Here is a 26,312-nt window from a genome sequence, read left to right on the forward strand (position 1 = left end):
TGACCCGGACGGCGTGACCCGGACGGCGTGACCCGGACGGCGTGACCCGGACGGCGTGACCCGGACGGCGTGACCCGGACGGCGTGACCCGGACGGTGACCCGGCCCGCCGGTCAGCGGGCCGGTGCGCTCCGCTCCGGTTGCAGCAGCACCGGCTCCGGCACCGGACCGCGCAGCTGGCGGGCCACCGCGGCGGTCCAGCCCAGGTGCCACTCGTCGCCGTCGGCGTGGAAGGCGGCGCGCAGCTCGTACCAGTGCAGCCCGGGATGCCGGTGGTGCACGCCGTGCAGGTTGAACGCGAGCACGAACAGCTCCATCGGCCGGGGCAGCCGCAGGTTCATCGCCTCCAGGGGCAGCTCCAGGCGGGTCCGGTAGTGGTAGGCGTTGTCGGCGAGCGACACCAGCAGCGCGCGCCCGCCGACGGCGGCGGCGAGCATCCAGAGGTGCCGGCCGTAGCCCGCGGCGGAGCCGGCGTACGTGAGGACCACGGCGACCGACTCGAGGCGGAAGCGGCGCAGGTGCTCGCGCCGCGACACCCGCTCGAAGAGCAGGCCGGTGACGGAGTCCAGGGAGTCGGTGCGGCGCACCAGCCACCGCCACCCGGCGCCGGGCACGGCGGCCAGCAGCACCGACGCGACCTCCAGGAGGTAGAGACCGCCGAGCAGGCGCGGGTAGTAGCCGCGCGCGGCGGCGAGCCACGTGGTGACCGCCGGGTCGTAGACCTCGGTCCGTTCGCGGCGGGTCCGGCTGTACCGGTGGTGCAGCAGATGCCCGGCCTTCAGCAACGTGAAGGGGGCGCCGTACCCGGTGGCGAGGACGCGGCCGAGCCGGTCGTTCCAGGGCCGGTCGCGCAGGAGGGTGCCGTGGATGCCCTCGTGGATGAGCGACCACAGCGGCACGGTGGTGAGCACGACGGGGACGAGCAGCCAGCCCCAGCGCGGGTCGGCGGGCAGCAGCCACACCGGCAGGATCAGCAGTTGCAGCACGAGCGTGCCGGCGGCGGCGGTGGTCAGTACCCCCGAGATCAATGTCTGACGGGCAGCCATGCCCGCACCGTAGCCCCGGTGTGAACTGGCGGGAGAACGGGCGGGAGAACTCAGCCTGAACTGTCGCGGACGGTCAGCGTGGTCGGGAACGTGGCGTGCCACCCGCTGCCGACCTCGCCGCCGACCAGCGCCCGGGTCGCGGCCGCGGCCATCTCCTCGACCGGCTGGCGCACCGTGGTCAGCGGCGGTGTCGTGCACGTGGCGACGAGGCTGTCGTCGAAGCCGATGACCGCCACGTCGTGCGGCACCCGGCGGCCCGCCGCGGCGAGGACCTGCAGCGCCCCGGACGCCATCAGGTCGCACGCGACGAACAGCGCGTCGAGGTCCGGGTGCGTGGCGAGCAGCTGCCGGGTCGTCGCCGCGCCCGACTCGCGGCTGAACCAGCCGTCGTCGCCGCTGATCGGGTCGAGCCCCGCGGCGCGGACCGCGGCGAGATACCCGGCGCGGCGGTCGGCGGCGTCGCTGTTGTGCGCCGGCCCGGGCACGAGCGCGATCCGCTTGCGCCCGTTGCGGTGCAGCAGCCGCACGGCCTCGTAGGCGCCGGTGGTGTTGTCCGGCACGATCGACGGCACCGGCGGCTCGGTGCGGCTCATCGACACGACCCGCGGGCAGATCGCGTGGAACGCGGCGGCGAGCGGCGGCGGCACGTTGACCAGGACGGCGCCGGCGCTCACGGTGTGCGCGACCCGGTCGAGCAGCCGCGGCGCCTCGGCGTGGCCGACGACGTGGACCCGCATCTGCGCCTCGGTCCGGCGCAGCCCGTCGACGATCCCGGCGACGACCCGCCCGTAGTAGGGATTGGTGCCGAAGCAGGTCGGCTCGTCGTCGATGACGATGAGCTCGACGACGTCGCCGTGCCCCCGGGCGAGGGCGCGGGCGACGGGGTCGGGCCGGTAGCCGAGGCGCTCGACGGCCCGCTCCACCTGCTCGCGGACGCCGGTGGCGACGCGCGGGTTGCCGTTGATGACGCGCGAGACGGTGGCCCGGGACACCCCGGCGGCCTGCGCGACGTCGTCGAGGGTGGGCCGTTTGTGCTGCACCGGCTCAGCTTATGGGGTCACCGGAACGCGTCACGAATCTCCTTCACGAACAGGTCGGGGTTCTCCGCCGCCAGGAAGTGCCCGCCCCGCCCGGCGCGCACGACGCGGGTCAGCCGGGGGTACGCCCGCCGCAGCCACTCCTCGGGCGGCACCGGCAGCCGTGGCTCGTTGGGGATCAGCACCGACGCGGGGACCTGGATCACGTCGTGCGGCCCCGGCGGGGACGACAGCGCGTAGAGACGGGTGGAGCTCGCGATGGTGCCGGTCAGCCAGTACAGCATCACGTTGGTCAGCAGCAGGTCCGGGTCGAGCCGGGAGGCGGGGTCGCTCCAGGTGAGCCACTTCTCCAGGATCCAGGCGGCGAGCCCGACCGGCGAGTCGGTCAGCGCATACGCCAGGGTGTGCGGCCGGGTGGCCTGGACGTGCGCGTAGGCGCCCTCGGTGCGGTCCCATTCCCGCGACTGCGCCAGGTAGCGCTCCTCCGCTCCGGTCAGCGTGGCGCCGGGCGGCAGGTGGGCGTCGAGCCAGTTGGCGGTCTGGATCGCGGTGACCGTGTCCGCGTGATGGATGCCGAGCCGGTTGACCACCCCGCCGCCGATGTCGTCGCCGTGCGCGACGTAGCGCTCGAACCCGAGGTGCCGCACCATCAGCCGGTCGAACAGCCGGGCGATCGCCTCCCGGTCCAGGTCCAGGTGCAGGGCGCGGTCCGACAGCCCGTAGCCCGGCAGGGCGGGGACGACGACGGTGAACGCGTCGGCCGGGTCGCCGCCGTGCGCCGCCGGGTCGGTGAGCGGGCCGAGCACGCCGAGGTATTCCACGAAGCTGCTCGGCCAGCCGTTGACCAGCAGCAGCGGCCTCGGCCGCGGTCCCCGGCCCTCGGCGACGATCGCGTGCAGCCTGACGCCGTCGACCGTCACCTCCCGGTGCGGCAGGCCGGCGAGCCGCGCTTCCTGGGCCGCCCAGTCGTAGCCGTCGCGCCAGTACCGGATGAGGTCGTCGAGCCGGGCCACCGTCCCGGGCGTCTCGCCACCGCCACGGATCGGCGCCGCGGGCAGGCGCGCCGTGTCCAGCCGCCGCCGCAGGTCGTCGAGTTGCTCCTTCGGGAATCGCATACGGTCCAGGTTACGCTCTAAATGGTTTTGCCGGTAACGTGGCAGGTATGGACCACCGGCCGCCGGCCCCTGGCGGGCTCGCCCTCGTCGAGGCGTTCCTGCGCACCCGCAACTCGGTGACGTCCCCGGCGACGCTGGCCCGCTGGATGCGGGAGCACGGCTTCCCCGCCGGGCCGTTGACGGCGTCCGACCTGGCGGCGGCGGTCGAGGCGCGGGAGGAGATCCGCGCCCTGGCCGGCGCCAACACCCCCGGCGGCCCGCCACCCGCGCCCGGCGCCGTGAACGGGCTGCTGCGCACCCACGCGGTGGCGCCCGAGCTGTCGCCGTCCCTGCAGGTGCGCTGGCGGGCTCCGGGGGAGGGGCTCGGTGCGCTGCTGGGCGCGGTCCTCGGCGGGGTCGTCACCGCGGTCGCCGACGGCACCTGGGCCCGCTTCAAGACCTGCGCCGCCGGCGACTGCGGATACGCGTTCTACGACCACACCCGCAACCGCTCGGCCCGCTGGTGCGACGTCGCCGGCTGCGGGGTCAACACCCGCATGCGCGCCTACCGCACCCGCCGCGGTGCGCTCTGACACCTCGCGCCCCGCGGCCTTGGCCTCCCGGCGGGGCACGCTGGCACGATGAAGGCATGATCACGCCGCTGCTGGAGGTCATCGCCCTCGACGCGACCGACGCGCGCCACGCCCGCGACGGCGGGGGCGACCGCGTCGAGCTCGTCAGCGACATGGCCGCCGCCGGCCTCAGCCCGTCCCCGGCGACCGTCGCCGCCGTCCGGGCCGCCACCGGACTGCCGGTGCGCGTGATGCTGCGGGCCCGCGCGGACTTCGCCGCCGGCGACCTCGACGCCCTGCGCCGCGCCGCGAAGGACCTGCGGTCGGCGGGCGCCACCGAGTTCGTCCTCGGCTTCCTCACCCCCGCCGGGACGGTCGACCTGCCGGCGGTCCTGGAGCTCCTGGCGGTCCTCGACGGCGCACCCTGGACGTTCCACCGCGCGATCGACCACACCATCGACCGGCCCGCCGCCTGGGCCGCGCTCACCGGCCTGCCCGGCCTCGACACCGTCCTCACCTCGGGCGCCCCGACCGGCCTGCACGACGGCCTGCCCACCGTCCTCGCCGAAGCCGGAGCCGGAGCCGGAGCCGGAGCCGGAGTCGCAGCCGGAGTCGCAGCCGGCGCCGCCGGAGTCGGAGCCGCAAGAACAGCCGGAGCCGCCGGAATGGCTGGAGCCGCCGGGGGCGCGGTCAGGCTGGTGCTGCTCGCCGGGGGCGGCCTGCGGCGCGAGCACATCGCTCCGCTGCGGGCGGCCGGTGTCACCGCCTTCCACTCGGGCACCGCGGTCCGCGGGGGCGGCGACTGGACCGGCCAGGTGGACCCCGCCCTCGTGCACGACCTCAAGACCGCCCTGGGCCGCCCTCCCGCCGGCTGACCGACGGGACCGACGGGGCCGCTGGGACCGACGGGGCCGCGGGGAGCGACGGGAGCGACGGGGCCGCTGGGAGCGACGGGAGCGACGGGGCCGGCGGAAGCGGCGGTGGCGTCAGTACTGCGCGGCGGCCGGGTGGGCGGCGGCCCAGGCGGCGCCGAGCAGGGCGGCGTGCTCCGTGTCGGAGACCGGGCGGGCCGGCAGGGTCAGCGCGAGGGCCGGCTCGATCAGGTCCCAGGCGCCGGTCATCGAGCCGCCGAACACGACCACCTCGGCGTCGAACCGGGTCAGCCACTCGGTGAGCAGCAGGCCCAGGGCGCCGAACGCGGTGTCGATGACCGTCTGCGCGGCGGCGTCCAGCTCGCGGGCCCGGGCGGCCAGGCCGCGCATGCCGTCCACGTCGATGCCGGTCGCCGCGCGGTACGCACGGATCAGCGCCCGATCGGAGACGACGTCCTCCAGCTCGACCCCGTCGATGGTGCAGAAGTGCACCTCGCCGTCCGGGGGCACGGTCGGGCCGGTGGTGACCACGCTGCCGTCGGCGAGCCAGGCGGAGCCGATGCCGGTGCCGAGGGTGATGGCGACGCAGCGGGTCGCGCCCTTGGCGGCGCCGTCGACCCATTCGCCGAGCAGGAACGAGTCGGCGTCGTTGACGAAGGTGAACGCGTCGGGCGAGGCCGGGATCGCGGCGCCGAGGGCGGCGCGCAGGTCGACGCCGCGGAGGCTGTCGAACTTGCCGACACCGGCGTGCAGGGAGACGCCGGTGCGGTAGTCGAACGGGCCGGGCATCGCCACCGCCCAGCGGTCGCCGGGGTGCGGGTCGAGCAGCTTCGCGGCGCCGGCGAGGGCGTCGACGATGCCGTCGGCGGGCAGCGCGGGATCGAGAGGGTGTCGTTGCCGCTGGATCACCTTCCGGTCGTCCAGCAGCACACCGGCGGCCGTGACGTGGCTGCCCCCGATTTCGAGGACCCAAACCGGGCGGGAGTCTGCGTGCACGGCGTAACGTTATCGCACCCATGATCGACGGATCATGCGTGACCGCCGCCGAAGGGAGATGCCGTGGAACACGACCCGGACCGGTTGCTGGGGCCCGGCGGTGGCCTGCCCGAGTCCGTGCCGCCGTGGCCGGCCCGCGACGCGCTGAGGATCACCGCGGTCCGGCCGATCGTGACGGCGCCGGAGGGGCTGCCGCTGGTCGTGGTCAAGGTCGAGACGTCCGAGCCGGGGCTGTACGGGCTGGGCTGCGCGACCTTCACCCAGCGGTACGCGGCGGTGGCGGCGGCCGTGACGGAGCACGTCGGGCCGCTCGCGGTCGGCCGGCACCCGGCGGACATCGAGGACATCACGCGGCTGGTGCACTTCTCGTCGTACTGGCGCAACGGGCCGGTCCTCAACAACGCCCTGTCGGGGCTGGACCAGGCGCTGTGGGACATCGCCGGGAAGCGGGCCGGGCTGCCGGTGCACGAGCTGCTCGGCGGGCGGGTCCGGGGCGGCGTCGAGGTCTACACGCACGCGTCCGGCGCCGACACCCGTGAGGTCCTCGACGAGGCGGAGCGGCTCATCGCCCAGGGGTACCGCTGCATCCGCCTGCAGCGCGCGGAGCCGGGCCTCGGCAGCTACGGCGCCGCCGGCACCGGCGGGCACTACCCGGACTCGCCGAACCCGGACGGCTGGGACCCGGAGCGCTACCTGCGCGGCACCCCGTCGCTGTTCGAGGCGGCCCGCGGCCGGCTGGGCAGCGCCGTCAACCTCATGCACGACGTGCACAGCCGGCTCACCCCGAAACAGGCGGTCGTCCTCGCCCGCGCCCTGGAGCCCTACGGGTTGTCGTTCCTGGAGGACCCGATCCCGTCGGAGCTCTACGACCGGCTGCCGGAGATCCGCGCCGCGTCGCCGGTGCCGCTCGCGGTGGGGGAGCAGGTCAGCTCGGTCGCCGACGCGGCGCGGCTGGTCAGGGACGGCGGCGTCGACCTCATCCGGCTGCACACGTCGGCGATCGGCGGGCTCACCCCGACCCGCAAGATCGCCGCCCTGGCGGAGCTGTGCGGGGTGCGGACCGCGTTCCACTCCCCGGCGGACGTGTCGCCGGTCGGTGTCGCGGCCAACCTGGCCGTCGACATCTCCAGCCACGCGTTCGGCTTCCAGGAGTCGCACGAGTACAACGAGGCCACCCACGAGGTGTTCCCCGGCTGCCCCGACGTGGTCAAGGGCTACATGTACCCGTCGGACCGGCCCGGCTGGGGCGTCGACGTCGACGAGGTCGAGGCGGCGAAGTACCCGCCGACGAAGTTCCTCTTCGACCGCTGGGCCGCCGTCGTCCGCCGCCCGGACGGCGCGCTGGAGGCACCGTGAGGATCGTCGTCACCGGCGCCGGCGGCAACATCGGCCGCGCCACGGTGGCCCGCCTGCGGGCCGAGGGCGCCGACGTCGTCGCGCTCTCCCTGGAGCCGGTCACGTTCCCCGAAGCCGAAGCCGAAGGTGGCGCCGGTGACGGCCGCGTCTCGGTCGTCGTCGGGTCGGCCGGGGATCCGGGCGTCGTCGCCGGGGCGTTCACCGAACCCGTCGACGCCGTCATCCACCTGGCGGCGATCCCGGCGCCGACCCTCGGCAGCGCCCTGGACGTGTTCGCCGGCAACACCCGGGCGACGTTCGTGGTGCTCGACGAGGCCGCCCGCCGCGGCGTGCCGAGAGCGGTCCTGGCCAGCAGCTACGCGCTGCTCGGCATGCCGTTCTCGCCGCACGACCTGCACCCGCCGCACTACCCGATCGACGAGGCGACCCCGCCGCAGATCGAGGACCCGTACGCGCTGTCGAAGCTCGTCGACGAGCTCACCGGCGAGATGGTCCACCGCCGCGACGGCATGGCCGTCGTCGCGCTGCGCTTCCCGTTCACCGGCGACACGGCGCGACTCGCCGCGGCCGCCGCCGACCTGCGCGCCGACCCGGGCAAGGGCGCCCGGAACTCGTGGGCCTACCTGCACGTCGACGACGCCGCCGAGGCCGCCTGGCTGGCCGCGTCGGTGCCGCTGACCGGCTTCCACCGGTGCTTCGTCGCGGCGCCGGAGACCTTCTGCGACGAGCCGACCGAGCGGCTCATCGCCACCCACCATCCGGGCGTACCGGTCAGGACGCCGATCCCCGGCCGCCGCGTCCCGATCGACACCGGCGCCGCCGAGCGGCTCCTCGGCTTCGTCCCGAAGCGTCACATCACCGGGTAGGGCGTCGTCTTCGCCGACGTGACCAGGTCGTGGAAGAACGCGGTCGTCACGAGGGCCCGCCGCGCGTACCGCCGCATCACGACGCCGGCCTGGGGCGGGCCCAGGAACGGCGCCTCCCCGCGCAGGACCTCGGCCCGGGTGGCCTCGCCGCGGAACTCCTCGGCGAGCCACGTCGCCAGGTGCCCGGTGGTGTACCGCAGGTCGTAGTCGGCGTGCTCGCCCAGCCACGCGCGTTCCGGCCCGCTGAGCTCGAACCCCTCGTGCAGGGCGAGGCCGTGGTCGCCGAAGTACACCTGCCGCCCGTCGGTCAGGATGTTGTCGAAGTGCCCGTCGAAGTGCCACAGCCCTTCGCCGTTCATGAAGCCGATCGCGTCCCGCAGCCACCCGTCGACGTCCGGGGCGGCCTCCGGGCTGGCGCGCAGGAACGTGTGCACCGTCTGGGGGAGGTGCTCGAGGAAGAGCACGAGCCGCGCCGGGGCGTCCCGCAGCTGCGTCAGCCGGTCGCGTACCGACGGCGCGCCGCCCCAGTAGCGGACCCGCTCCTCGATGTCGACCGGCTCCCACGCGAACCCGGCCGGCAGCACCCGCCAGTGGTGCAGCAGTGGGAACGCGGCGTGCCGCCCGGCGACGACCCAGCCGGTGGTGATCCGGTGCGTGGCGAGCTCCCGCCACACGCCGAAGCCGGTCGAGCCGACCCCGTACTGGCAGAACATCGGCAACCCGAAGAGGTTCGCGGTCGAGTGCGGGTGCGCCAGGTCCAGCGCGGTGACCGGGACCTGCTTCACGAACACCGGGTCGCCGCCGACGTCGAGGGTGGCGGTCCGCCCGCCGATCCCGTCCGCGCCGGTCTGCGCCCGCCCGTCGACGAGCGCGGCGATCGCCGTGTCGCTGAGCAGCGTCAGCCGCGCCGACACCCGCTCGTGCAGCGCCAGGCGGGTCACGGCAGCAGCCGGGCGGCGTCGGCGAGCCAGCGGGCGTCGGCCGCCGCGCACGCGGGCGATCGGTGCGCCGACTGAGGGAAGTTGTGCACGTGTCCCCGCTCGTTCCGGTGTACGACCATGGTCCCGGCCGCCGTGAGCCGCGCCGCGTACCGGTCGCCGCCGTCGCGCAGCGGGTCGTGCTCCGCGGTGACGACGAGCGCGGGCGGCATGCCGGTGAGGTCCACAGTCAGCGGGTCCGGCGCGGCCCGCGGCGCCCACCAGCCGATCCACTCGCGCAGCTCGGCGACGTCCAGGGTGTATCCGGTGCCCTTCGTCGTGACGCTGCCGCCGTCGTCGTCCAGGGCGAGCCCGGCGACGGGGCAGACGAGCAGCTGCGCGTCGACCCGGTCCCGCCGCGCGAGGGCGGCCAGGATCGCGAGGAACCCGCCGGCGGAGTCCCCGGCGACCGCGAGCGGCCCCGGCGGCTGCGCGTCCAGGACGGTGAGGACGTCGTCGAGCGCGGCCGGGAACGGGTGCTCCGGGGCCCGCCGGTAGTCCACGGCGACGACGGTCCGGCCGGTGGCGGCGGCGATCCGGCGGGCGAAGGCGTCATGGGTGGCGAGGTCGCCGAGGACGAAGCCGCCGCCGTGCGCGAAGACGACCGTGCCCGGGCCGCCGCGGCCGTACCGGCGGATCCTGACACCGCCGATGTCGCCGTCCTCGACCGGCACGGCCGGACCGGGCGGGCGCAGGGCGGCGCGCTCGGCCCCGCCCCGGCGCAGCTCGGTGATGCGCTCCAGCGGGCTCACGGCCGGGCTCACGGTCGGGCTTGCGGTCGGGCTCACGGGTGGCTGCGGGACGCGGGACGCCGCGACCATCGCCGCGGTCGCCTCGTCGGCGAACACGTCGGTGTCCGCGGGCATCAGTCGCGGCCCTGCCAGGTGGTGACGCAGACCTCGTTGCCCTCGACGTCGGCGAGGATCCAGTACGCGGGAGCGGCCGCCTCCGACACGAGGATGCCGCCGGCGGCGAGCGCGTCGGCGATCCGCTGCGCCGCGGCGTCGTGCGGGACGCTGATGTCGAGGTGGATCCGGTTGCGCTCCAGGCGCGGCTTGTCCATCTGCTGGAACCAGACGGCGGGCCCGAGCCGGTGCGGGTCGGTGATCGCGCCGCCCGGGTCAGGAGCCTCGGCCGGGTCGTCCCCGTAGCCGAGGACCGCCTTCCAGAACGGCCGGACGGCCGGGATGTTCACCGCGTCGACGGCGAGCTCGATGAGCTGCACCGGCCGGCCCGTGGCGGGGACGGTGGCGAGGCCGATCTCCCGCAGCGACCCGGTCAGCGCCCGGGCGAGCTCGATGTCCCGCCCGGTCACCCGGCCCTCGGCGATGCTCTGCAGGGACAGCAGGACGTGCCCGGCGCGCAGGTCGAGCCACAGGTGCCGGTCCGCGTCGTCGCCGGCGACCGCGGTGCACCTGGCCGCGACCTCGGCCGCCTGCCCGACCGAGCCGACCGGCACCGCCGTCATGAGGGTGCTCAGGATGTACCGCCATCCGACGTCCACGACGGCGTCGCTGATCTCCTGCCGGTTCACCCGGCCCAATCTAGCGCTGTTCCGCGCGGCGCACGTCCCGCCGGGGCGGTGACCCGCCCGCTCACAGGAGGATGTCGACGCCCTTGCCGTCGGAGAGGCCGCTCGCCACGGCGGTGCTGTGCTTGCTGCCCATGAGCGCGCTGAGCGTGTCCGCCTGGGCGTTGACCTGGGCTTTCGCGGTGGCCGGGTCGACGCTGCGGCCCGCGGAGGGGACGCTCCAGGTGACGGACGAGGCGATCTGGCCGACGTTCATGCTGTGACTCCTCTGCTCGCCCGGCTGGTCGTGTCCACATCGGCAGCGCCGCCGCGGACCTGAAGGGTCAGCCGCCACTGGGTGAGCAGGCCCGCCGCGGCGGCGGCGAGGATCGCGGTGCCGTAGAGCAGGACCGTGGTGAGCAGGCCGAGCGGGGCGACGAGCTGCCCCGCGACGATCGCCGGGACGCCGAAGGACAGGTAGGCGACGAGGAACACGGCCGCGAACAGCCCCGCCCGCTGGTGCGTCTCGGCGAGCGGCCCGACGGCGCGCAGCGCACCGGAGAACGTGGCGCCGAACCCGGCGCCGCCGACGATCCCGCCGGCCCACACGAGGGGCAGCACGACGGCGACGATGCCGGTGACGACGACCGCGGCGCCCAGCAGGACCGCGGCGCCGCCGAGCAGGATCGTGCGGCGCGGGTGGAGGCGGCCCAGGAGGTACCCGGCGACGGCGGCCGACGCGGGCGGCAGGAACGCGGTCGCCCCGTTGAGCAGGCCGCTGTCGCGGTGGAAGATGTCCCGGACGATCGTCGGGGCGAGGCCCATGAACAGCCCGGCGAACATCCAGCTGGCCAGGTGCACGGGGACCGCGGCGGTGAACTCGCGGCGGGCCGCCCGCGGCACGGTCACCCGGGGCCTGAGCGAGTCGAGCGCGCCGGCCCGCCTGGTCACGGTCTCGGCGGAGAACGCGGCGGTGAGCGTACCGACGACCATGATCACGGTGAGGGCGCCGAAGACGATGAGGTTCGCCGAGTGGGTGAACTGCACGGCGAAGCCGGTCAGCAGCGCGCCCAGCCCGAGACCGCCGGCGGGCGCGGCGCCCGCGACGACCGTGCCGAGCCGCTTGCGGTGCGGCGGCGCCAGCTCGACGAGCGCGGCGGTGAACGCGCTGCTCGCGGCGCCCGTGGCGATGCCCTGCACGACCCGGGCGGCGATCACCCAGCCGATGCCGGGCGCGAACACGAACATGAGCATCGCGGCGACCTCGACGCTGAGCGCGCCGACCAGGACCGGCCGCCGGCCCACGTGGTCGGACAGCGACCCGACGACGAGCAGCGACGCGAGCAGGCCGAGGGCGTAGGCGGCGAACGCGACGGTCAGCACCCACGGCGCGAAGCCCCACTGGTGCTCGAACAGCACGAGCAGCGGCGTCGGCGCCCCGGCCGCCAGGTACAGCGACGCGAACGCGAGACCGGCGCCGGCGAAGGCGACCCCGGCGGGCAGTGTGACCGGTCTGGCCAGAGCGGTGGTCATGTCGTACCCCCTAAAGCAATTTCCATTGCGTTAGGCTGAAGCTACGCCGTTTTCCCCGGCTTAAAGCAACGATCGTTGCGTTAGGAGCGTCACATCGTGCCCGAGAAGCGCACCGGCGGCCGGAGCGCCGTCGTCCTCGCGCAGGTCAGACGTGCCGTCGAGGACCTGGTGCGGGAGCGCGGCGCCGAGCGGGTCACCATCCCGCTGATCGCCGAGCGCGCCGGGGTCAACCCGACCTCGATCTACCGGCGCTGGGGCGACCTGCCGACGATGCTCAACGACATCGCCACCTACCGGCTCGACCCGGACCGGCCGCTGCCCGACACCGGCGACCCGCGCGCCGACCTGGTCGCCTGGGCGGGTGAAATCGTCGAGCACTACGCCAAGCCGGTCAACGCCGCCCTGCTGCGCGGCGGCGCCGCCTCCGCCGGCGAGACCGAGTCCGACTGCCTGCGCAACCGCCGCGCCGAGGCCGTCGTCCTGGCCTCCCGGTCCGGCGCGCCCTTCGCCGCCGACGACCTCATCGACCTGGTGATCTCGCCCATCATCTACCGGGTGATCTTCCTGCCGTGGACGCTCACGCCCGACCTCGCGTCACGGTGCGTCGACCGGCTGCTGACCCAGCGCACGTCCGGCGGCCAGGCCGCTGGGGGCGAGGTAGCGTCGGAGGCATGAAGATTCCAGGACCTGACCACCCGATCACCGTCACGCCGACCGGCCGCCGCGTCACGGTCCGCGTCGACGGTGCCGTCCTCGCCGACACCACCGACGCGCTGACGCTGCAGGAGTCCACCTATCCGCCCGTGTTCTACCTGCCCCTCGCCGACGTCGACCAGTCGGCGCTGCGCCGCACGGAGCACTCGACGCACTGCCCGTACAAGGGCGACGCCTCCTACTACAGCGTCGTCACCGCCGACCGTGAGCTGACGAACGTCATCTGGACCTATGAGACGCCCTATCCGGCCGTCGAGCCGATCGCCAAGCGGGTCGCCTTCTACACCGACCAGGTCGACCTGACGGTGGAGTGACGCGTTCGTCCCGACCATGTGCAACGCGAAGGGTTACGCGAAACGTCTTCGTGTGGGTAGCGTTCGCGAACGGGGAGGGACGAGACATGCTGAGTCGACGCAAGATGCTGGTCACGGGTGCCGGAGTCGCCACCGCCGCGGTCCTGGCCGGCTGTGACGACGGTGAGAAGAAGACGGGTTCGGCCGCCACGGGCGCCGAGGGCACGGGCGGCGGCGCCGCCCCGCAGCCGGCGAAGCTCACCATCACGCCGGCCGCCGACAGCAAGGACGTCGCCCCGACCAGCCCGGTCACCGTCGCCATCGAGAACGGCACGCTCGACACCGTCACGGTCGCCGCCGCCGGCAAGTCCCTCGCCGGCACCCTGGCCGACGACAAGCACAACTGGCAGTCCACCGGCGCCCTGGCGTATGGGCAGACCTACACCGTCACGGTCACCGGCGTCGACGCCGCCGGCACCGCGGTCAACCAGACCGCCACGTTCACCACGCTGAAGCCGGCCGCCACCGTCGGGATCACCTTCCAGGCCAACCCGATGCTCGCGCTGAAGAGCGGCAACACCTATGGCGTGGGCCAGCCCGTCATCGTCTTCTTCAACAAGGCCGTCACCAACAAGGACGCCGTCGCCGAGGCCATGAAGGTCACCACCACGCCCGCGGTCGAGGGCAAGTGGCACTGGGTCAGCCCGCAGAGCGCCCACTGGCGCCCGGAGAAGTACTGGACGCCCGGCACCGCCGTGAAGGTCGACGCCAACCTGCTCGGCGTCGACGTCGGCAACGGTGTCTACGGCGGCACCAACGCCTCCGCCAACTTCAAGATCGGCAAGTCCAGGATCGCCATCGCCGACTCCAACACCAAGCAGATGGAGTGCTACGTCGACGGCCAGATGGTCCGCAAGATCCCCTGCAGCATGGGCCGCGGCGGCAAGGGCGCCATCGGCTCCAAGGGCGAGAAGATCGACTACCTGACCGCCAGCGGCGTCCACGTCCTCATGACGAAGGAACCGCTCGTCACGATGAGCTCCGCCACCTACGGCATCACCAACAAGAACGACCCGAACTACTACGAGGACAAGATCCGCCTCGCCTGCCGGATCTCGCTCTCGGGGGAGTACGTCCACCTCGCCGACTGGAACATCCCCAAGCACGGCAAGGAGAACACCTCGCACGGCTGCATCAACGTCGCCCCCGACCACGCCAAGTGGTTCTACGAGAACTTCGACGTCGGCGACGTCGTGGAGGTCCGCAACACCGCGAAGAACCTCACCCTCACCGACGGCATCGGCGACTGGAACGTCCCCTACGCCCAGTGGTGACCCCACCTGACCGCCGGCCGGGACGATGACCGTCCCGACCGGCGCGGCCGCTGTCAGCCGGGGTAGCAGATCAGCGTGATGGGCCTCGACACGAGCGTGACGGTGCTCAGCGCGCCGGTGTCCCGGGCGATCAGCTCGATCGACACCGATCCGGCCGTGAAGGCGTCGCTCCGGCTCGGCGCGATGTGCAGCAGCAACGGCCCGTCGGCGTGGACACCGAGGACGTAGCGCTCGTCCGGCTGCCCGTATTCGACACCCCCGTTCGTGGGGCGCTCGGCGGCGGGGATCTGGTCGGGCAGCGGGAACCGCTCGGTCACCCGTCCGGACTCGAGGTCGAACCCCACGAGGAACCGGTGCCGCCCCACTGCCCCCGCACCCGTGGCCGAGCCCGGCGGGGCCGTGTCGCGGGTACCGATGAACAGCGTGCGGTCGTCCGGTCCCAGCCTCGGCGTCCCGAGCTCGGCCGGCACCACCTCCGTGGGGCGCAGCCCCAGCTCCCCGGCGGGGATGTCGCGGACGACCTGCCCGGTCGTGCCGTCGGCCAGGCGCAGCCCGGAGAAGGCCGACTCGCGCGACGGGCACAGCACGAGCACCCCCGAGTTGCGCACCGCGCACACCCGGTCGGGCAGCGCGGGGTCCAGCGGCACCGTGGCGCGTACCCCGGTGCCGAGGTCGACCATGTACGTGACGACGGCATCGTTGGCACCGGACCCGCCGGAGACCTGCACCACCAGCCGCCGGCCGTCCGGCGACCACCTCGCGCCGGACGTGGTGTCCCCACCGGCGAACTCCTGCCGTGCGGTGCCGGTCAGGTCGCGCAGGACCCTCGTCCCGTCGGCCCGCAGCACCAGCAGCCACCGCCCGTCCGGTGACATCCCGTCCACGAGCAGCCCGTGCACCCGGTACTGGCCGCCGTCCGCGGTCACCAGGACCCAGCGGTCCTGGTCGCCGTCGCCGCCCAGGTAGGCCAGCGCGGCCTGGCCGACGCCACGGTCCTCGGGCAGCACCGGCGCGGACGCCTGCGGGACCAGCCGCCCCGGCAGGCCCGCGGCGGCGACCGGCAGGGGCGCGTCATCGCCGCCGCCGAACGGCACCCCGACCGCCAGCAGACCGGCGACCACGAGCAGCGCCGCCGCGACCGGCACCAGCCGCGCCGCCAACCGCCGGCGCCGGACCACCCGCACGGCCCGGTCGGTCACGTCATATGTGCGCGCGTCGTCCGCCGCCTCGATCAGCGCGTCCCGCAGCCCGGTCATGCCAGTACCTCCGAATCCTCGATGAGTTCGACCAGCTCGGGCGCGACGACCCGCAACCGGGCCAGCGCATGATGGGTCTGGCTCTTGACCGAACCCACCGAGCAGCCGAGCGCGTCAGCGGTCTCGGCCTCGGACAGGTCCTCGAAGTACCGCAGGACGATCACCGCCCGCTGCCCCGGAGCCAGCTTCGCCAGCGCGTCGCGCAACACGATCCGGCGCACCGTCTCCGCCGACTCGTCGCGCCCGGTCGCCCGCTCGGGCGGGTCCGCGGTCGTCGTCTCCTGCACGCGCCTGCCCCGCCACGACGAGACATGCTCGTGGTACAACGCCCGCCGCACGTACGCGTCCGGCGCCCCCGCCCGCGCCACCCGGCGCCAGTGCCGCGCCACCTTGACGAGCGTGACCTGCACCAGGTCCTCGGCCTTGTGATGATCGCCCGTCAGCAGGAACGCGATCCGCGACAGGCGCCCCAGCCGTGCAGCCACGAACTCCCGAAAGCCCGCCTCATCGTCCACCAGCACCCCTCAAGTCGTTGCTCCACCCCCGTACACGAACGCTGCGGTGCCCGAGGTTGGCCCCGACCTTGGGTGAACGGCAAACCCGTCTACCGACGCGAAGTTCCGTTCATAGGGTGCCCGGTGTGACCGTCGAGGTGCCGTTCCATCCTCTTGCCGTCGACCGGTCAGACGTTCGCCACGCCCACGGCCCCGATTCGACAAGGCAGCCGGGCGTGCCTGCAGGCCGGACCGCTGAGTTCAACTCGTGCTCGGCGACGGCGGCCTTGACAACGCTGGTCGACATGACCGTGCGGTAGACACTCGTCGGCATCCGCGGCACACGCTCCCACAGTGGTGCGTGTGCAGCTTGACGGGAACCAGATCAGCTCCGAGGCAGACTTCCACCGCCACATGGCGGGGCTTCTGGACTTCGGCCCCTACTACGGGCACAAGTTGGACGCGTTGTGGGACCGGCTGACCACCGATGTTCCGTGTCCCGTGCATGTGACCTGGACCGCAGCCCGGGGGAGTCGCTCGGCCATGGGACGAGCCGCGTTCAAACGAATCGAAGGCATCCTTCGCGCGGCGGCCGACCAGGACGCCGCCGGGGATCGGGTCGATCGCTTCACCTACGAACTCGCATAGCGCCGTCCAGACCGTTTCGCGCGCGGCATCCTCATCTGCCGCTGCCTTCGCGTGGCGTGACGTCGGGCCGTTTTGCAGACGTGATGAGCAGAGCAGTTCCTATGCGCAACGCCCGGCTGGCTTCTGTGCGAAGCTGGTCCTCCGCCAACGGCAGGAGCCGACGATGGACGACGAGATTCAGCTGATCAGCGACGGTGACGGGCTGGCGGTCATCGGGCCTCCGGCTGCGGTCGAGCGGTTCCTCGCTTCGGAAGGACTGCCGGCCAAGGACCTCGGGCTGCACCGGCTCGGACCGGTACTCGGTGCTGGCTCCGCGGTCGCGCAGGCAGGGTCCGAGATCGCCGCGAACTCGGGTCGGTGGGTGCAGCTGACGCGGGAGTCAGCGCAGGCAGTGAGCAAGTACGGGCTGCGGGAAAGCTCGAAGTCGGGGCTCGGCACCGGGGTGCTCAAGGGCGGCAAGGGACAGATCAAGGGCTTCGTCGAGTTCGCGGGCAAAGGCTCCGGGTCGTTGCTGACCAACCCGGCGGTACTGGCAGGGGCCGCCGGGATCATGGCGCAGCTGGCCATGCAGCAGGCCATGGACGAGATCACCGACTATCTCGCGGTGATCGACGAGAAGGTCGACGACGTCCTGCGCGCGCAGAAGGACGCCGTGCTGGCCGACATGGTCGGTGCCGACTTCGTGATCGAGGAGGCCATGACGATCCGGGCCGAGGTCGGGCGGGTGTCCGAGGTGACCTGGTCGAAGGTGCAGGCCACACCCGTGACGGTCGGCAAGACCCAGGCGTACGCGCTGCGGCAGCTCGATGCGCTCGCCGAGAAGCTTGAGCACAAGGCCGACATCGGCGATCTCGCCAAGGCTGCCCGGGACGCCGAGACCAAGGTTCAGGAGTGGCTCGCCGTGCTGGCCCGCTGTTTCCAGCTGCAGGACGCGATCGGCGTACTCGAGCTCGACCGGGTGCTGGACGCGGCCCCAGAGGAACTCAACCGACACCGCCTCGGTCTGAAAGCTGCTCGGCAGAACCGGCTCGAGCTCATCGCCCGGAGCACCGAGCGGCTGCTGGCCCGCATGGATGCGGCCGCCGGAACGGCCAACAAGCGGGTGCTGCTCCATCCGGCCAAGGCCCCGGCCGTGGTGCTGTCGAGCAATCACGTCTCAACCGCGGTCGTGGAGTTCCGCGGCCGGCTCGGGATCGAGGGCGATCGGCACTCCGCGGAGGCCCGGCGCTGGGGGGACGCGGCAAAGGAGGTGCGCGACAAAGCATTGGAGACCGGCGCGGACCACGTCGACACTGCCCGCCGTATCGGCGCCGAGACGTTCGACCGGGCCAAGTTGGTGACGGGCAAACTCACTGAACGGGCGCTGCGCTGGCGGAGGGACGGCGACGCCCACGACGAGGACGACTGACTGTGTGTGCGGTCGGCTGGACGTGAGCCTGTGCGTCTGCAACGCGTACCGGCCCGGGTACCGTGCGGTCGTGGCATGTCGAGGGATGTTCTACCGCAACGCCGCGGCGGCTAGACGGGCCGTCATCTTCACCGTCGATCAGTAGGACCGGGTGAGCATCGCGGCGGCCGGCAGGCGTTGACCGTGAGTCGGATGGTTCCGATTTTTCGGAAATATGCGGAAAATCGACCGACGCGATCCGAGAATCATGCGGTGCGGGGGATGCGGGTGCTGGTCACCGATGACGGGCGGTGGCGGCTGGAGGTGCGGTCCCGGGGGGTCGACGTCTATGACCGCGGGGCTCAGGGCTCCCGCAAGACCAGGATCGGCGCGCTCGTCCTGCGCCAGACCGACCTCGACCGCGCCGTGCGCTACCTCCTCGACCAGGGGGCCGACGTCGACACCCTCCACGAGCGCTGACCGCCGCGGCCCGACGGGCCGCCGCTGAACGGGGGCGCCAGGCGAGACCGGGGGTCAGCGGCCGCCGGCGACCCGCAGGGTGGTGCCCGTGGCGTACGAGGCGGCGTCGCTCAGCAGCCAGGCGACGGCCTCCGCGATCTCGGCCGGTTCGCCGGCGCGGCCGAGCGGGATGCCCGGCCCGGCCTTCTCGGCGCGGTCGGGGTCGCCGGACACGGTGTGCATCTCGGTGCGGATGATGCCCGGGGCGACCCCGTTGACGCGGATGCCCGCCGGGCCGAGCTCCTTCGACAGCCCGAGCGTCAGCGTGTCGAGGGCGGCCTTGCTCGCGGCGTAGTGGATGTACTCGCCGGGGCTGCCCAGTGTCGCCGCGCCCGACGAGATGTTGACGATCGCGCCGCCGCGGGGCAGGACGCGGGCGGCTTCGCGGGCGCACAGGAAGGCGCCGACGATGTTGACGTCGACGACCCGGCGCAGGTCCTCGGTGTGCAGGTCGGCGAGGGGGCCCATGGGGGAGGTGATGGCGGCGTTGTTGACCAGGCCGGTGACCGGGCCGAGCTCGGCGGCGGCGGTCGCGAAGAGCCGCACCACGTCGTCCTCGGCGGACGTGTCGACCTGCACCGCGACGGCGGACCCGCCCGCCTCCGCCACGGCGGCGACGACCGACGCGGCTGCCGCGGCGGCGCGCTGGTAGCCGACCGCGACCCGGTGCCCGTCCGCCGCGAGCCGCACGGCGCACGCCGCGCCGATGCCCCTGCTGCCGCCGGTGATGACCGTGACCTGACCCATGGACGCGAGCCTAGGCGATCACGCGCCCAGTGCGGCCCGGTTGTGAGGCAGCGCCCATCCCGACAACGATGGGCCGAGCGGGACCACGCCGGACGGGTTGATGTCGCGGTGGACCTCGTAGTAGTGCCGCTTGATGTGGTCGAAGTCGACCGTGTCGCCGAAGCCCGGGGTCTGGAACAGGTCGCGGGCGTAGTCCCACAGCACGGGCAGCTCGGTGAGCTTCTGCCGGTTGCACTTGAAGTGGCCGTGGTAGACGGCGTCGAAGCGCACGAGGGTGGTGAACAGGCGGATGTCGGCCTCGGTGATCTGGCCGCCGACGAGGTACCGCCGGGTCGACAGCCGCTCCGACAGCCAGTCCAGCCGGGCGAACAGCCGCTCGTAGGCCGCCTCGTACGCCTCCTGGGAGCCGGCGAACCCGGCCCGGTAGACGCCGTTGTTGACGTCCTTGAAGACGACCTCGTTGACCTCGTCGATCTCGTCGCGGAGCTCGGCGGGGTACAGCCGCGGAGAACCCGGCTTGTGGAAGGCCGCCCACTCGGTGGAGAGGTCGAGGGTGATCTGGGCGTAGTCGTTGGTGACGACCTGGCCGGTGGTGACGTCGACGATGCACGGCACGGTGATGCCGCGCTCGTAGCCGGGGATGCGGGCGAAATAGGCGTCCTGGATGCGTTCGATGCCGAGCACGGGGTCGACGCCGCCGGGGTCGAGGTCGAAGGTCCAGCTGCGCTGGTCGTGGGTCGGGCCGCAGACGCCCATCGACAGCACGTCCTGCAGCCCGAGCAGCTCCCGCACGATGATGGCGCGGCTCGCCCACGGACAGGCCCGGCTCACCACCAGGCGGTAGCGGCCGGGCTCGACCGGGTAGCCGTCCCGGCCGTCGGCGGTGATGCGGGAGGTGATGTAGTTCTGGTCCCGCTTGAACTCGCCGGTCGACCGGTAGGCACCCATACGTCCTATCCTGCCACCGCCGCGTACCGCTCCGCCGGGTCGCGGGTCAGTGACTGCTTCGCACCGCGGGACGTGTCGTCGGCGAGGACCTCGTCGCGGTCCTGCTCGATCGCGTCGAACACCTGCGCGGCGACCGACGCGGGGCTGACCTTCGGGGCGTCGACGGTGGCGGCCATGTCGGTGTCGACGTAGCCGACGTGCAGGCCGGTGACGCCGATGCCCTGCGGCGCGAGCTCCAGGCGCAGTGCGTCGCTGGCCGACCACAGGGCCGCCTTGGTGGCGCTGTACGACCCGCCGAGCGCGACCCACGACAGCGCCGAGTGCACGTTGACGATGCGGCCGCCGCCGTTGGCGAGCAGCTGCGGCACGAACGCCCGGGTGACCTGCAGCGGGCCGTAGAAGTTCGTCTCGAACTCGCGGCGCACGTCGGCCAGGTCGCCGGTCAGGAAGCTGGCGCCGACGTAGATGCCGGCGTTGTTGATCAGGACGGTGACGTCGCCGGTGCGGGCGGCGGCCAGCCGGACCGACCCGGGATCGGTGACGTCCAGGGTGACCGCCTCGGCGCCGGGTGTGGTGACGGTGCGCGGGTCGCGGGCGGCGGCGTACACCTTGCGGGCGCCGCGGGCCACGGCCTCGGCGACGAGCGCCTTGCCGATGCCCCGGTTGCCGCCGGTGACCATGACCACCGCGTCCTCGATCTTCATGATGTGCCTCCGCTGTCGACGTGGGTGGAAACCGATCGGTTTCCGACCGCTGTGGCAACCATAAACCGATCGGTTTACCCTTGGGATGTGACCTCTCCGACACGGGACCGCCTCTTGCGCGCCGCCGCCGACCTGTTCTACGCGGAGGGCGTCGGCGCGGTCGGCGTCGAGCGCCTGTGCCAGACCGCGGGCGTGTCGAAGCGCTCGATGTATCAGCTGTTCGCGACGAAGGACGACCTGGTCGCCGAGGCGCTGCGGGTGCACGGGCCGGACACCGTCGCACGCTATTTCGCGCCCGAGGACGCCGGCCTCACCCCGCGCGAGCGGATCCTGCACGTCTTCGACGTCCTCGAGGAGCAGGCCGCCGCGCCCGGCTTCCACGGTTGCCCGTTCGCCAACACGACGATCGAGCTGCACGACGCCACGCACCGGGCCAGCCGGGTCGCGCTGGAGTTCAAGACGCGGCTGGAGGTGTACTTCCAGCGGCAGGCCGCCCTGCTCGGCGCCCGCGACCCGCAGCAGCTCGGCACCCAGCTGCTCATGCTGTTCGACGGCGCCTCGGTCCGGGCCGTGATGCGCGGCGGCGGGATCGGCGGCGTCGGCAGCCGCACCGCCGCGATGCTGCTGGACGCGTTCGCATGACGTCGCAGGTAATCGACACGCCTACCCGGCACGGGTGACGATCACGGCATGACGGCTTACGCGCTCGCCCACCTGCACACGCCCACCATCAACGAGGACGTCCTGGTCTACCTGGAGCGGATCCAGGCGACCCTCGACCCGTTCGGCGGCACGTTCCTCGCCCACGGCCCCGACGTCGAGGTCCGCGAGGGTGACTGGCCCGGCTCGCTCGTGATCATCGCGTTTCCGGCCCTGACCGCGGCCCGGGCCTGGTACGACTCGCCCGCCTACCAGGAGATCCTGCACCTGCGCACCGACCACATCGCCGGCACCGCGATCCTCTTCGACGGCGTCCGGCCCGGCCACGACCCGGCGAGGATGGCCGCCGCGATCCGCGCTGTCACCTGAGCGCACGGCCGGATACAGTTTGCCGCGTGCCCATGGATCGGATCGACACCAGCGTGGCCCACCCGGCCCGGCGGTACAACTACTGGCTCGGCGGCAAGGACAACTTCGCCGCGGACAGGGCCTCCGCCGACGCCATCGCCGCGGCCTGGCCGAGCGCGCCGATCGCCGCCCGGGAGAACCGGCGCTTCCTCGGCCGCGCCGTGCGCTTCCTGGCCGGCGAGGCGGGCATCCGCCAGTTCCTGGACATCGGCACCGGCCTGCCCACCGCGGGCAACACCCACGAGGTCGCGCAGGCCATCGCCCCGTCGGCCCGGGTCGTCTACGTCGACAACGACCCGATGGTCATGGTCCACGCCAGGGCGCTGCTGACCAGCGCGCCCGAGGGCGCGACCGCCTATCTGGAGGCGGACCTGCGCGACCCGGCCCGCATCCTCGCCCACCCCGACCTGCGCGCCACCCTCGACTTCACCCGGCCGATCGGCCTCATGCTCGTCGCGGTGCTGCACTTCATCCACGGCGAGGGCGCCGGCGCGCCGATCGTGCGGGAGCTCCTCGGCGCCCTGCCCCCGGGCAGCTATCTCGTGGCCAGCAACGCGACGAAGGACTTCCTGCCGCCGCAGATCGCCGAGGTGTACGACCGGATGCTCGCCGCCGGGCAGACCGACATCTGGCCACGCACCCTGGCCGAGTTCGGCTCGCTGTTCGACGGGCTGACCCTCGTCGACCCGGGCGTCGTCGCCGTCAACGAATGGCGCCCCGACGCCGACCGCGACCCGGACCTCACCCCCGCCGACGTCTCCGTCTACGGCGCCGTCGCGCAGCTCTAGCCCGAGCGCAGGGCCTTGATCGCGGCTTCGAGGGTGTCGTACATGATGTCGCCGCGGCCGTGGTCGCCGAGGCGGCGGGTGACGTAGGCGAGGCTGTAGCCGAGCGACTCGTCGCGGCCGCCGGACGACCCGCCGATGCCGCCCATGCCCAGCCAGGCCTCGTCGCGGCGCCAGCCGAGGGTCCAGGTCGCGTCCTCCTCCAGCAGCCGGTCGAAGCCGACCGCCTGCGGGGCGAGCGCCTCGGCGAGCAGCGGCGCGGGCAGCATGCCGGGCAGCCCGTCGTAGAACGCGACGAGCCCGCGCGCCGTCGCGTGGCAGTTGACGGCGGGCAGCTCCCCGCGCCGCCACCGCGGCCCGTTGACGACCTCGGTGGCGAGGAGCCCGGCCGGGCCGAGGGCGCGGGACCACAGGTCGCCGTGGCCGCTCAGCTGCCGCTCGGGCCAGTCGGGCGTGGCGTGCTCGACCTCGGCGCACCGCGCGATGTCCACGTCGGACAGTCCGAAGTGGACGTCGACGCCGAGGGTGCGCACGACCTCGCCGACCGTCTCGCCGGTGGCGCCGCGCAGGATCTCGCCGAGGATGGTCCCGTAGGTCAGCGCGTGCTCCCCGAACGCCGTCCCGGGCTCCCACTCCAGCGGCGTGCCCGCGATGACCGCCGCGAACCGGTCGCCGTCCAGGATCTCGGCGACGTCGGAGGTCCCGGCCGCGGGCGAGCCGGCCTGATGGGACAGCGCGTGCCGGACCGTGGCCGCCGGGTGGGGGAACGCCTTCCAGTACGTGGCGATCGGGGCGTCGAGCTCGATGCGACCGTCGGCCACCCGGCGCAGCACCGCCATCGCCGCCACCGGCTTGCCCGTGGAGAACACCGTCGCCAGGGTGTCCGCCTCCCAGGGCCGCGTCCTGGCCGCGTCGGACCAGCCGCCCCACAGGTCGACGACCGGCACGCCGTCCACGGAGGCGGCGACCGACGCGCCCGTCTCCGCACCCGAGCCGAACAGCTCCTCGAACGCCGAACGGACGGTCTCGAACCCCGGTGCGACGCTGCCGTGCACGATGTCTGCCACGGGCCGCACCCTACCCGCGGCGTCATCGCGTCGCCGGGAATTCCTCGCGGTCGCCGCCGCGGGTGGTGTATAGCGAAGCCTCGAACCGCCGCTTCAGGGCCGGGACCCGGTCGGTGGTGCGCAGGAAGGCGCGCTGACCGGCGAGCGCGAGCCGGCCGAGCACCGGGCGGTGCACGAGCTGGTCGCCGCCCGTGCGCGCCTTCGAGGCGGCCACGGCGGCGAAGCCGTAGTCGCGCATGCGCTGCTCGTACCCCCGCAGCGAACCGTCACCGGTGGTCAGGGCGCGCACCAGGTTGTGCGCGTCGCGCAGCGCGGTGTTGGCGCCGACGCCCTGGCCGGGGGTCATGGTGTGGATGGCGTCGCCGAGCAGCATGACGTTGTCGGTCGGCCACGGCGGCACGGGCACCGAGGTGCGGATGCTGATCGGGAAGCAGGTGTCCGGGTCGGTGAGCGCGAAGAGCCGCCGCAGCGCCGGGCTCCACCGCTGGGTCATGGCCAGGGTCTGCTCGACCAGCCGCGGGCCGCGCAGGCCGGTCACGCCCGCCGGGAAGCGGTCGCGGTGCGCGGAGACGCCCCAGTTGACGTGGTCGGCGGTCGGGTCGCCGGGCAGCGGCGACGTGCCGCCGGGACCCCACGGGAACTCCATGACGTGCAGGACGCAGGCCATGCCGTGCGGGGCCAGGACGAGGCCGATGCCCGGGAACACCCCCTCGGGCAGCAGCGCCCTGGTGTCGTCGGTGAGCGGCACCTTCCCGCCGATCGCGACGATGCCCGAGTCCTCGACGCGGGCGTGCGGCAGCCGCTGGGCGCGCACCCGTGAGCCGGTGCCGTCGGCGCCGACGAGGAGGTCCCCGGTGGCGGTGCCGCCGTCGGCGAAGTGCGCCGTCACCGAGTCGCCGTGCTGCTCGTAGTGGGTGAACTCGCTGCCGAAGCGCACGACGTCCTCCATGCCGGTGTACAGGACCTGCCGCAGCGTCATCCGGCTCACCGACTTCTCGTCGTTGACGTCGTCGGTGGGTGTGCGCAGCGGCACGGTCAGCGTGCGCCGCCCGCGCTCGTCGAGGAACGCGAAGGTCTCCGGCCGGCGCGCGCAGGTCCGGACGAACAGGTCGTAGACGTCCGGTGGCAGGCACGCCTTCAGCGCCCGGCTGCCGTCGGGGTCGATGCCGACCCGGTAGCCGTGCAGCCCGCCGGTCCTGGTCCGGTGCCGCTCGAAGACCCGCACGTCGACCCCCGCCCGGCGCAGGCCGTGCGCGAGGCACATGCCGCCGGTGCCGCCGCCGATGACGATCACTCGCATCCGAGCTCCTCTAGAATGTCTAGTCACTAGATTTTCTAGTGTCTTAGCGTACGAGGAGTCCTCTACGATCGGCAAGTGTGGGAACGACCGCACGCGCGGACCTGCTCGCCGAGCTCGGCCAGGTCATGCAGGCATACCAGCGCGCCATCGACGTGCTCGACCAGCGCGTCGCCGACCACCTCGGGCTCAACCGCACCGACATGCGGTGCCTGGAGCTGCTGTTCGCCCCGGAGCCGCTGAGCCCGAGCGAGCTCGCGACCGCCGCGGGGCTCACCACCGGCGGCGTGACCACCGCCATCGACCGGCTCGAACGCGCCGGGTACGTCACCCGCGAACGCGACTGCGCCGACCGGCGCCGGGTCACCGTCCACCCCACCGCGCACGCCCGGCGGGTCGTCGCGGAGATCTACGGCCCGATCGTGGCCGAGGGCGACGCCCACCTCGCGGCGTACGACAACGCCACCCTCGAGCACATGATCGAGTTCCTGACGTTCGCCACCGGCCAGCAGTACCGGCACGCGAAGCGGCTCAACCGTCCCGCTTGACCCGGTAGTACAGGTGCGTGACACCGGTGCCCGCGACGATCCGCGGGTCCTCGAGGTGGACGGGGTGCCGGGTCAGTCCGCCGAACCACGCGATGCCCTCGCCGAGCAGGACCGGCGCGAGGGCGACCCGGATCTCGTCGAGCAGGCCCAGGTCCAGGCACTGCGCCGCGAGGGAGGCGCCGGCGACACCCACCCACTTGCCGGGCCCGGCGATCTCCTTCGCCACCTCGACCGCCTCGGCCGCCCCGCCGGTGACGAACCGGCAGCGTGGCTCGTCAGGGACCGAATGACTCAGCACGACGACCGGGACGCCCATCGGATGGGTGCCGCCCCAGCCGTCCGTGATGTCGTACAGGCGGCGGCCGACGACGAGGCAGCCCAGGTGCTCGAACGCGGCACGCAGGTGCGGCTCGCTCGCCGCCGAGACGTTGAACGTGACGCCCGGGTTGTGGCTGGGGATGTTGACGGGACCGTTGCCGTACCAGCCGAAGAGGTGCTCCACACCGTCGTGCGGGTCGGCGACGAACCCGTCGAGGGACATCGTCATGTCTGCGATCACCTTGGTCATGTCGTGGCTCATACCCAGATGTACCGACACGGGAGCGGCTCGGTAGCGGGTCTGTCCCGGGGTTGTGCGGATCTCCT

The 26,312-nt window shown here is 73.3% G+C and carries 32 protein-coding genes; 15 read left to right on the plus strand and 17 right to left on the minus strand.

Going from position 1 to position 26,312, the window contains the following annotated elements:
* Positions 1-112: 112 nt before the first annotated feature.
* From ACZ6TV_RS25120 to ACZ6TV_RS25130, 3 genes are read right to left on the minus strand one after another with little or no spacing between them, the layout of a single operon-like run.
* Positions 113-1,045, minus strand: coding sequence for a fatty acid desaturase family protein (locus ACZ6TV_RS25120; RefSeq protein ID WP_465299687.1), 933 nt, complete (start codon positions 1,043-1,045; stop codon positions 113-115).
* A gap of 50 nt (positions 1,046-1,095) precedes the next feature.
* Positions 1,096-2,085 (minus strand): LacI family DNA-binding transcriptional regulator, encoded by a 990-nt coding sequence (locus ACZ6TV_RS25125; RefSeq protein WP_465299688.1) that lies wholly within the window; start codon positions 2,083-2,085, stop codon positions 1,096-1,098.
* Between the two features lie 17 nt (positions 2,086-2,102).
* Complete coding sequence (locus ACZ6TV_RS25130; RefSeq protein ID WP_465299689.1) at positions 2,103-3,197, minus strand: epoxide hydrolase family protein; 1,095 nt, start codon at positions 3,195-3,197, stop codon at positions 2,103-2,105.
* A gap of 47 nt (positions 3,198-3,244) precedes the next feature.
* On the opposite strand from ACZ6TV_RS25130, the gene ACZ6TV_RS25135 reads away from it, so the two are divergent.
* Both ACZ6TV_RS25135 and ACZ6TV_RS25140 read left to right on the plus strand, forming a co-directional pair.
* Entirely contained in the window at positions 3,245-3,769 is a 525-nt protein-coding gene (locus ACZ6TV_RS25135) for a CGNR zinc finger domain-containing protein (RefSeq protein ID WP_465299690.1), read from the plus strand.
* A gap of 56 nt (positions 3,770-3,825) precedes the next feature.
* Positions 3,826-4,623, plus strand: a complete 798-nt coding sequence (locus ACZ6TV_RS25140) for a copper homeostasis protein CutC (RefSeq protein ID WP_465299691.1) — start codon at positions 3,826-3,828, stop codon at positions 4,621-4,623.
* Positions 4,624-4,734: 111 nt separating this feature from the next.
* Here the strand turns inward: ACZ6TV_RS25140 and ACZ6TV_RS25145 are convergent, their stop codons facing one another.
* Positions 4,735-5,616, minus strand: a complete 882-nt coding sequence (locus tag ACZ6TV_RS25145) for an ROK family protein (RefSeq protein ID WP_465299692.1) — start codon at positions 5,614-5,616, stop codon at positions 4,735-4,737.
* A 63-nt stretch (positions 5,617-5,679) separates the two neighbouring features.
* Between ACZ6TV_RS25145 and ACZ6TV_RS25150 the strand changes: the two genes are divergently transcribed.
* Together ACZ6TV_RS25150 and ACZ6TV_RS25155 are read left to right on the plus strand one after the other, a co-directional pair.
* Positions 5,680-6,972, plus strand: a complete 1,293-nt coding sequence (locus tag ACZ6TV_RS25150) for an enolase C-terminal domain-like protein (protein WP_465299693.1) — start codon at positions 5,680-5,682, stop codon at positions 6,970-6,972.
* The gene (locus ACZ6TV_RS25155; RefSeq protein WP_465299694.1) at positions 6,969-7,838 is read left to right on the plus strand and encodes an NAD-dependent epimerase/dehydratase family protein; all 870 of its coding nucleotides are present in this window, start codon (positions 6,969-6,971) and stop codon (positions 7,836-7,838) included. Before ACZ6TV_RS25150 ends, ACZ6TV_RS25155 begins: the two co-directional genes overlap by 4 nt.
* Here ACZ6TV_RS25155 and ACZ6TV_RS25160 read toward each other — a convergent pair.
* The 5 genes from ACZ6TV_RS25160 to ACZ6TV_RS25180 form a co-directional block, all read right to left on the minus strand.
* Positions 7,823-8,779 carry a serine/threonine protein phosphatase gene (locus ACZ6TV_RS25160; RefSeq protein WP_465299695.1) on the minus strand — a complete coding sequence of 319 codons (957 nt, stop codon included), beginning with the start codon at positions 8,777-8,779 and terminating at the stop codon, positions 7,823-7,825. The genes ACZ6TV_RS25155 and ACZ6TV_RS25160 overlap by 16 nt on opposite strands.
* Entirely contained in the window at positions 8,776-9,681 is a 906-nt protein-coding gene (locus ACZ6TV_RS25165; protein WP_465299696.1) for an alpha/beta hydrolase, read from the minus strand. Before ACZ6TV_RS25165 ends, ACZ6TV_RS25160 begins: the two co-directional genes overlap by 4 nt.
* A complete protein-coding gene (locus tag ACZ6TV_RS25170) occupies positions 9,681-10,349 on the minus strand; it encodes a VOC family protein (protein WP_465299697.1) in 669 nt (222 codons plus the stop codon). The genes ACZ6TV_RS25165 and ACZ6TV_RS25170 overlap by 1 nt, the downstream gene beginning before the upstream one ends.
* 61 nt (positions 10,350-10,410) lie before the next feature.
* Entirely contained in the window at positions 10,411-10,602 is a 192-nt protein-coding gene (locus ACZ6TV_RS25175) for a hypothetical protein (protein WP_465299698.1), read from the minus strand.
* Complete coding sequence (locus tag ACZ6TV_RS25180; protein ID WP_465299699.1) at positions 10,599-11,858, minus strand: MFS transporter; 1,260 nt, start codon at positions 11,856-11,858, stop codon at positions 10,599-10,601. The genes ACZ6TV_RS25175 and ACZ6TV_RS25180 overlap by 4 nt, the downstream gene beginning before the upstream one ends.
* Positions 11,859-11,954: 96 nt before the next feature.
* On the opposite strand from ACZ6TV_RS25180, the gene ACZ6TV_RS25185 reads away from it, so the two are divergent.
* The 3 genes from ACZ6TV_RS25185 (at position 11,955) to ACZ6TV_RS25195 (ending at position 14,199) form a co-directional block, all read left to right on the plus strand.
* Positions 11,955-12,533, plus strand: a complete 579-nt coding sequence (locus ACZ6TV_RS25185) for a TetR/AcrR family transcriptional regulator (protein ID WP_465299700.1) — start codon at positions 11,955-11,957, stop codon at positions 12,531-12,533.
* Entirely contained in the window at positions 12,530-12,886 is a 357-nt protein-coding gene (locus ACZ6TV_RS25190; RefSeq protein WP_465299701.1) for a DUF427 domain-containing protein, read from the plus strand. The genes ACZ6TV_RS25185 and ACZ6TV_RS25190 overlap by 4 nt, the downstream gene beginning before the upstream one ends.
* A gap of 86 nt (positions 12,887-12,972) precedes the next feature.
* Positions 12,973-14,199, plus strand: a complete 1,227-nt coding sequence (locus tag ACZ6TV_RS25195) for a L,D-transpeptidase (RefSeq protein WP_465299702.1) — start codon at positions 12,973-12,975, stop codon at positions 14,197-14,199.
* Positions 14,200-14,252: 53 nt separating this feature from the next.
* On the opposite strand, the gene ACZ6TV_RS25200 is transcribed toward ACZ6TV_RS25195, so the two are convergent.
* Together ACZ6TV_RS25200 and ACZ6TV_RS25205 are read right to left on the minus strand one after the other, a co-directional pair.
* A complete protein-coding gene (locus ACZ6TV_RS25200; RefSeq protein WP_465299703.1) occupies positions 14,253-15,455 on the minus strand; it encodes a TolB-like translocation protein in 1,203 nt (400 codons plus the stop codon).
* Positions 15,452-15,970, minus strand: coding sequence for a SigE family RNA polymerase sigma factor (locus ACZ6TV_RS25205; RefSeq protein ID WP_465299704.1), 519 nt, complete (start codon positions 15,968-15,970; stop codon positions 15,452-15,454). The genes ACZ6TV_RS25200 and ACZ6TV_RS25205 overlap by 4 nt, the downstream gene beginning before the upstream one ends.
* A gap of 125 nt (positions 15,971-16,095) precedes the next feature.
* Between ACZ6TV_RS25205 and ACZ6TV_RS25210 the strand changes: the two genes are divergently transcribed.
* The 4 genes from ACZ6TV_RS25210 (at position 16,096) to ACZ6TV_RS25225 (ending at position 18,464) form a co-directional block, all read left to right on the plus strand.
* Positions 16,096-16,269, plus strand: a complete 174-nt coding sequence (locus tag ACZ6TV_RS25210) for a hypothetical protein (RefSeq protein ID WP_465299705.1) — start codon at positions 16,096-16,098, stop codon at positions 16,267-16,269.
* A 34-nt stretch (positions 16,270-16,303) separates the two neighbouring features.
* Positions 16,304-16,597 (plus strand): barstar family protein, encoded by a 294-nt coding sequence (locus tag ACZ6TV_RS25215; RefSeq protein ID WP_465299706.1) that lies wholly within the window; start codon positions 16,304-16,306, stop codon positions 16,595-16,597.
* Positions 16,598-16,760: 163 nt separating this feature from the next.
* Positions 16,761-18,005, plus strand: a complete 1,245-nt coding sequence (locus ACZ6TV_RS25220; protein ID WP_465299707.1) for a hypothetical protein — start codon at positions 16,761-16,763, stop codon at positions 18,003-18,005.
* Positions 18,006-18,257: 252 nt separating this feature from the next.
* Positions 18,258-18,464 carry a hypothetical protein gene (locus ACZ6TV_RS25225; RefSeq protein ID WP_465299708.1) on the plus strand — a complete coding sequence of 69 codons (207 nt, stop codon included), beginning with the start codon at positions 18,258-18,260 and terminating at the stop codon, positions 18,462-18,464.
* 54 nt (positions 18,465-18,518) lie between these two features.
* On the opposite strand, the gene ACZ6TV_RS25230 is transcribed toward ACZ6TV_RS25225, so the two are convergent.
* Genes ACZ6TV_RS25230 through ACZ6TV_RS25240 form a run of 3 tightly spaced genes read right to left on the minus strand, consistent with a single transcriptional unit; the run spans position 18,519 to position 20,902 of the window.
* Complete coding sequence (locus tag ACZ6TV_RS25230) at positions 18,519-19,250, minus strand: SDR family oxidoreductase (protein WP_465299709.1); 732 nt, start codon at positions 19,248-19,250, stop codon at positions 18,519-18,521.
* Between the two features lie 18 nt (positions 19,251-19,268).
* Positions 19,269-20,198, minus strand: coding sequence for a glutathione S-transferase family protein (locus ACZ6TV_RS25235; protein ID WP_465299710.1), 930 nt, complete (start codon positions 20,196-20,198; stop codon positions 19,269-19,271).
* A gap of 5 nt (positions 20,199-20,203) precedes the next feature.
* Positions 20,204-20,902, minus strand: a complete 699-nt coding sequence (locus ACZ6TV_RS25240; RefSeq protein ID WP_465299711.1) for an SDR family oxidoreductase — start codon at positions 20,900-20,902, stop codon at positions 20,204-20,206.
* 87 nt (positions 20,903-20,989) lie between these two features.
* On the opposite strand from ACZ6TV_RS25240, the gene ACZ6TV_RS25245 reads away from it, so the two are divergent.
* The 3 genes from ACZ6TV_RS25245 to ACZ6TV_RS25255 are packed head-to-tail and all read left to right on the plus strand — an operon-like array spanning position 20,990 to position 22,758.
* Entirely contained in the window at positions 20,990-21,544 is a 555-nt protein-coding gene (locus ACZ6TV_RS25245; protein ID WP_465299712.1) for a TetR/AcrR family transcriptional regulator, read from the plus strand.
* 48 nt (positions 21,545-21,592) lie between these two features.
* Entirely contained in the window at positions 21,593-21,931 is a 339-nt protein-coding gene (locus ACZ6TV_RS25250; RefSeq protein ID WP_465299713.1) for a DUF1330 domain-containing protein, read from the plus strand.
* A 32-nt stretch (positions 21,932-21,963) separates the two neighbouring features.
* On the plus strand, positions 21,964-22,758 hold the full coding sequence (locus ACZ6TV_RS25255; RefSeq protein WP_465299847.1) for an SAM-dependent methyltransferase: 795 nt from the start codon (positions 21,964-21,966) through the stop codon (positions 22,756-22,758).
* Here the strand turns inward: ACZ6TV_RS25255 and ACZ6TV_RS25260 are convergent.
* Together ACZ6TV_RS25260 and ACZ6TV_RS25265 are read right to left on the minus strand one after the other, a co-directional pair.
* Positions 22,755-23,822, minus strand: a complete 1,068-nt coding sequence (locus tag ACZ6TV_RS25260; RefSeq protein ID WP_465299714.1) for a serine hydrolase domain-containing protein — start codon at positions 23,820-23,822, stop codon at positions 22,755-22,757. The genes ACZ6TV_RS25255 and ACZ6TV_RS25260 overlap by 4 nt on opposite strands.
* Positions 23,823-23,844: 22 nt before the next feature.
* Positions 23,845-25,122: an FAD-dependent oxidoreductase gene (locus tag ACZ6TV_RS25265; protein WP_465299715.1), complete on the minus strand. Its 1,278-nt coding sequence runs from the start codon at positions 25,120-25,122 to the stop codon at positions 23,845-23,847.
* A 77-nt stretch (positions 25,123-25,199) separates the two neighbouring features.
* On the opposite strand from ACZ6TV_RS25265, the gene ACZ6TV_RS25270 reads away from it, so the two are divergent.
* Positions 25,200-25,667, plus strand: a complete 468-nt coding sequence (locus ACZ6TV_RS25270; protein ID WP_465299716.1) for a MarR family winged helix-turn-helix transcriptional regulator — start codon at positions 25,200-25,202, stop codon at positions 25,665-25,667.
* On the opposite strand, the gene ACZ6TV_RS25275 is transcribed toward ACZ6TV_RS25270, so the two are convergent.
* Positions 25,651-26,235, minus strand: a complete 585-nt coding sequence (locus tag ACZ6TV_RS25275; protein WP_465299717.1) for a dihydrofolate reductase family protein — start codon at positions 26,233-26,235, stop codon at positions 25,651-25,653. The two genes, ACZ6TV_RS25270 and ACZ6TV_RS25275, sit on opposite strands and share 17 nt — an antisense overlap.
* Between the last annotated feature and the right edge of the window lie 77 nt (positions 26,236-26,312).

It is taken from the genome of Dactylosporangium sp. NPDC051087 (assembly GCF_055586325.1).

Excerpts from the sequence above, each read along its gene's own strand:
- ACZ6TV_RS25275 (WP_465299717.1), bottom strand. The coding sequence starts at position 26,235 with ATGACCAAGGTGATCGCAGACATGACGATGTCCCTCGACGGGTTCGTC.
- ACZ6TV_RS25135 (WP_465299690.1), top strand. The coding sequence starts at position 3,245 with ATGGACCACCGGCCGCCGGCCCCTGGCGGGCTCGCCCTCGTCGAGGCG.
- ACZ6TV_RS25230 (WP_465299709.1), bottom strand. The coding sequence starts at position 19,250 with ATGGGTCAGGTCACGGTCATCACCGGCGGCAGCAGGGGCATCGGCGCG.
- ACZ6TV_RS25200 (WP_465299703.1), bottom strand. The coding sequence starts at position 15,455 with ATGACCGGGCTGCGGGACGCGCTGATCGAGGCGGCGGACGACGCGCGC.
- ACZ6TV_RS25250 (WP_465299713.1), top strand. The coding sequence starts at position 21,593 with ATGACGGCTTACGCGCTCGCCCACCTGCACACGCCCACCATCAACGAG.
- ACZ6TV_RS25235 (WP_465299710.1), bottom strand. The coding sequence starts at position 20,198 with ATGGGTGCCTACCGGTCGACCGGCGAGTTCAAGCGGGACCAGAACTAC.
- ACZ6TV_RS25165 (WP_465299696.1), bottom strand. The coding sequence starts at position 9,681 with ATGCCCGCGGACACCGACGTGTTCGCCGACGAGGCGACCGCGGCGATG.
- ACZ6TV_RS25180 (WP_465299699.1), bottom strand. The coding sequence starts at position 11,858 with ATGACCACCGCTCTGGCCAGACCGGTCACACTGCCCGCCGGGGTCGCC.
- ACZ6TV_RS25240 (WP_465299711.1), bottom strand. The coding sequence starts at position 20,902 with ATGAAGATCGAGGACGCGGTGGTCATGGTCACCGGCGGCAACCGGGGC.
- ACZ6TV_RS25190 (WP_465299701.1), top strand. The coding sequence starts at position 12,530 with ATGAAGATTCCAGGACCTGACCACCCGATCACCGTCACGCCGACCGGC.
- ACZ6TV_RS25220 (WP_465299707.1), top strand. The coding sequence starts at position 16,761 with ATGGACGACGAGATTCAGCTGATCAGCGACGGTGACGGGCTGGCGGTC.
- ACZ6TV_RS25255 (WP_465299847.1), top strand. The coding sequence starts at position 21,964 with ATGGATCGGATCGACACCAGCGTGGCCCACCCGGCCCGGCGGTACAAC.
- ACZ6TV_RS25120 (WP_465299687.1), bottom strand. The coding sequence starts at position 1,045 with ATGGCTGCCCGTCAGACATTGATCTCGGGGGTACTGACCACCGCCGCC.
- ACZ6TV_RS25175 (WP_465299698.1), bottom strand. The coding sequence starts at position 10,602 with ATGAACGTCGGCCAGATCGCCTCGTCCGTCACCTGGAGCGTCCCCTCC.
- ACZ6TV_RS25140 (WP_465299691.1), top strand. The coding sequence starts at position 3,826 with ATGATCACGCCGCTGCTGGAGGTCATCGCCCTCGACGCGACCGACGCG.
- ACZ6TV_RS25195 (WP_465299702.1), top strand. The coding sequence starts at position 12,973 with ATGCTGAGTCGACGCAAGATGCTGGTCACGGGTGCCGGAGTCGCCACC.
- ACZ6TV_RS25265 (WP_465299715.1), bottom strand. The coding sequence starts at position 25,122 with ATGCGAGTGATCGTCATCGGCGGCGGCACCGGCGGCATGTGCCTCGCG.
- ACZ6TV_RS25130 (WP_465299689.1), bottom strand. The coding sequence starts at position 3,197 with ATGCGATTCCCGAAGGAGCAACTCGACGACCTGCGGCGGCGGCTGGAC.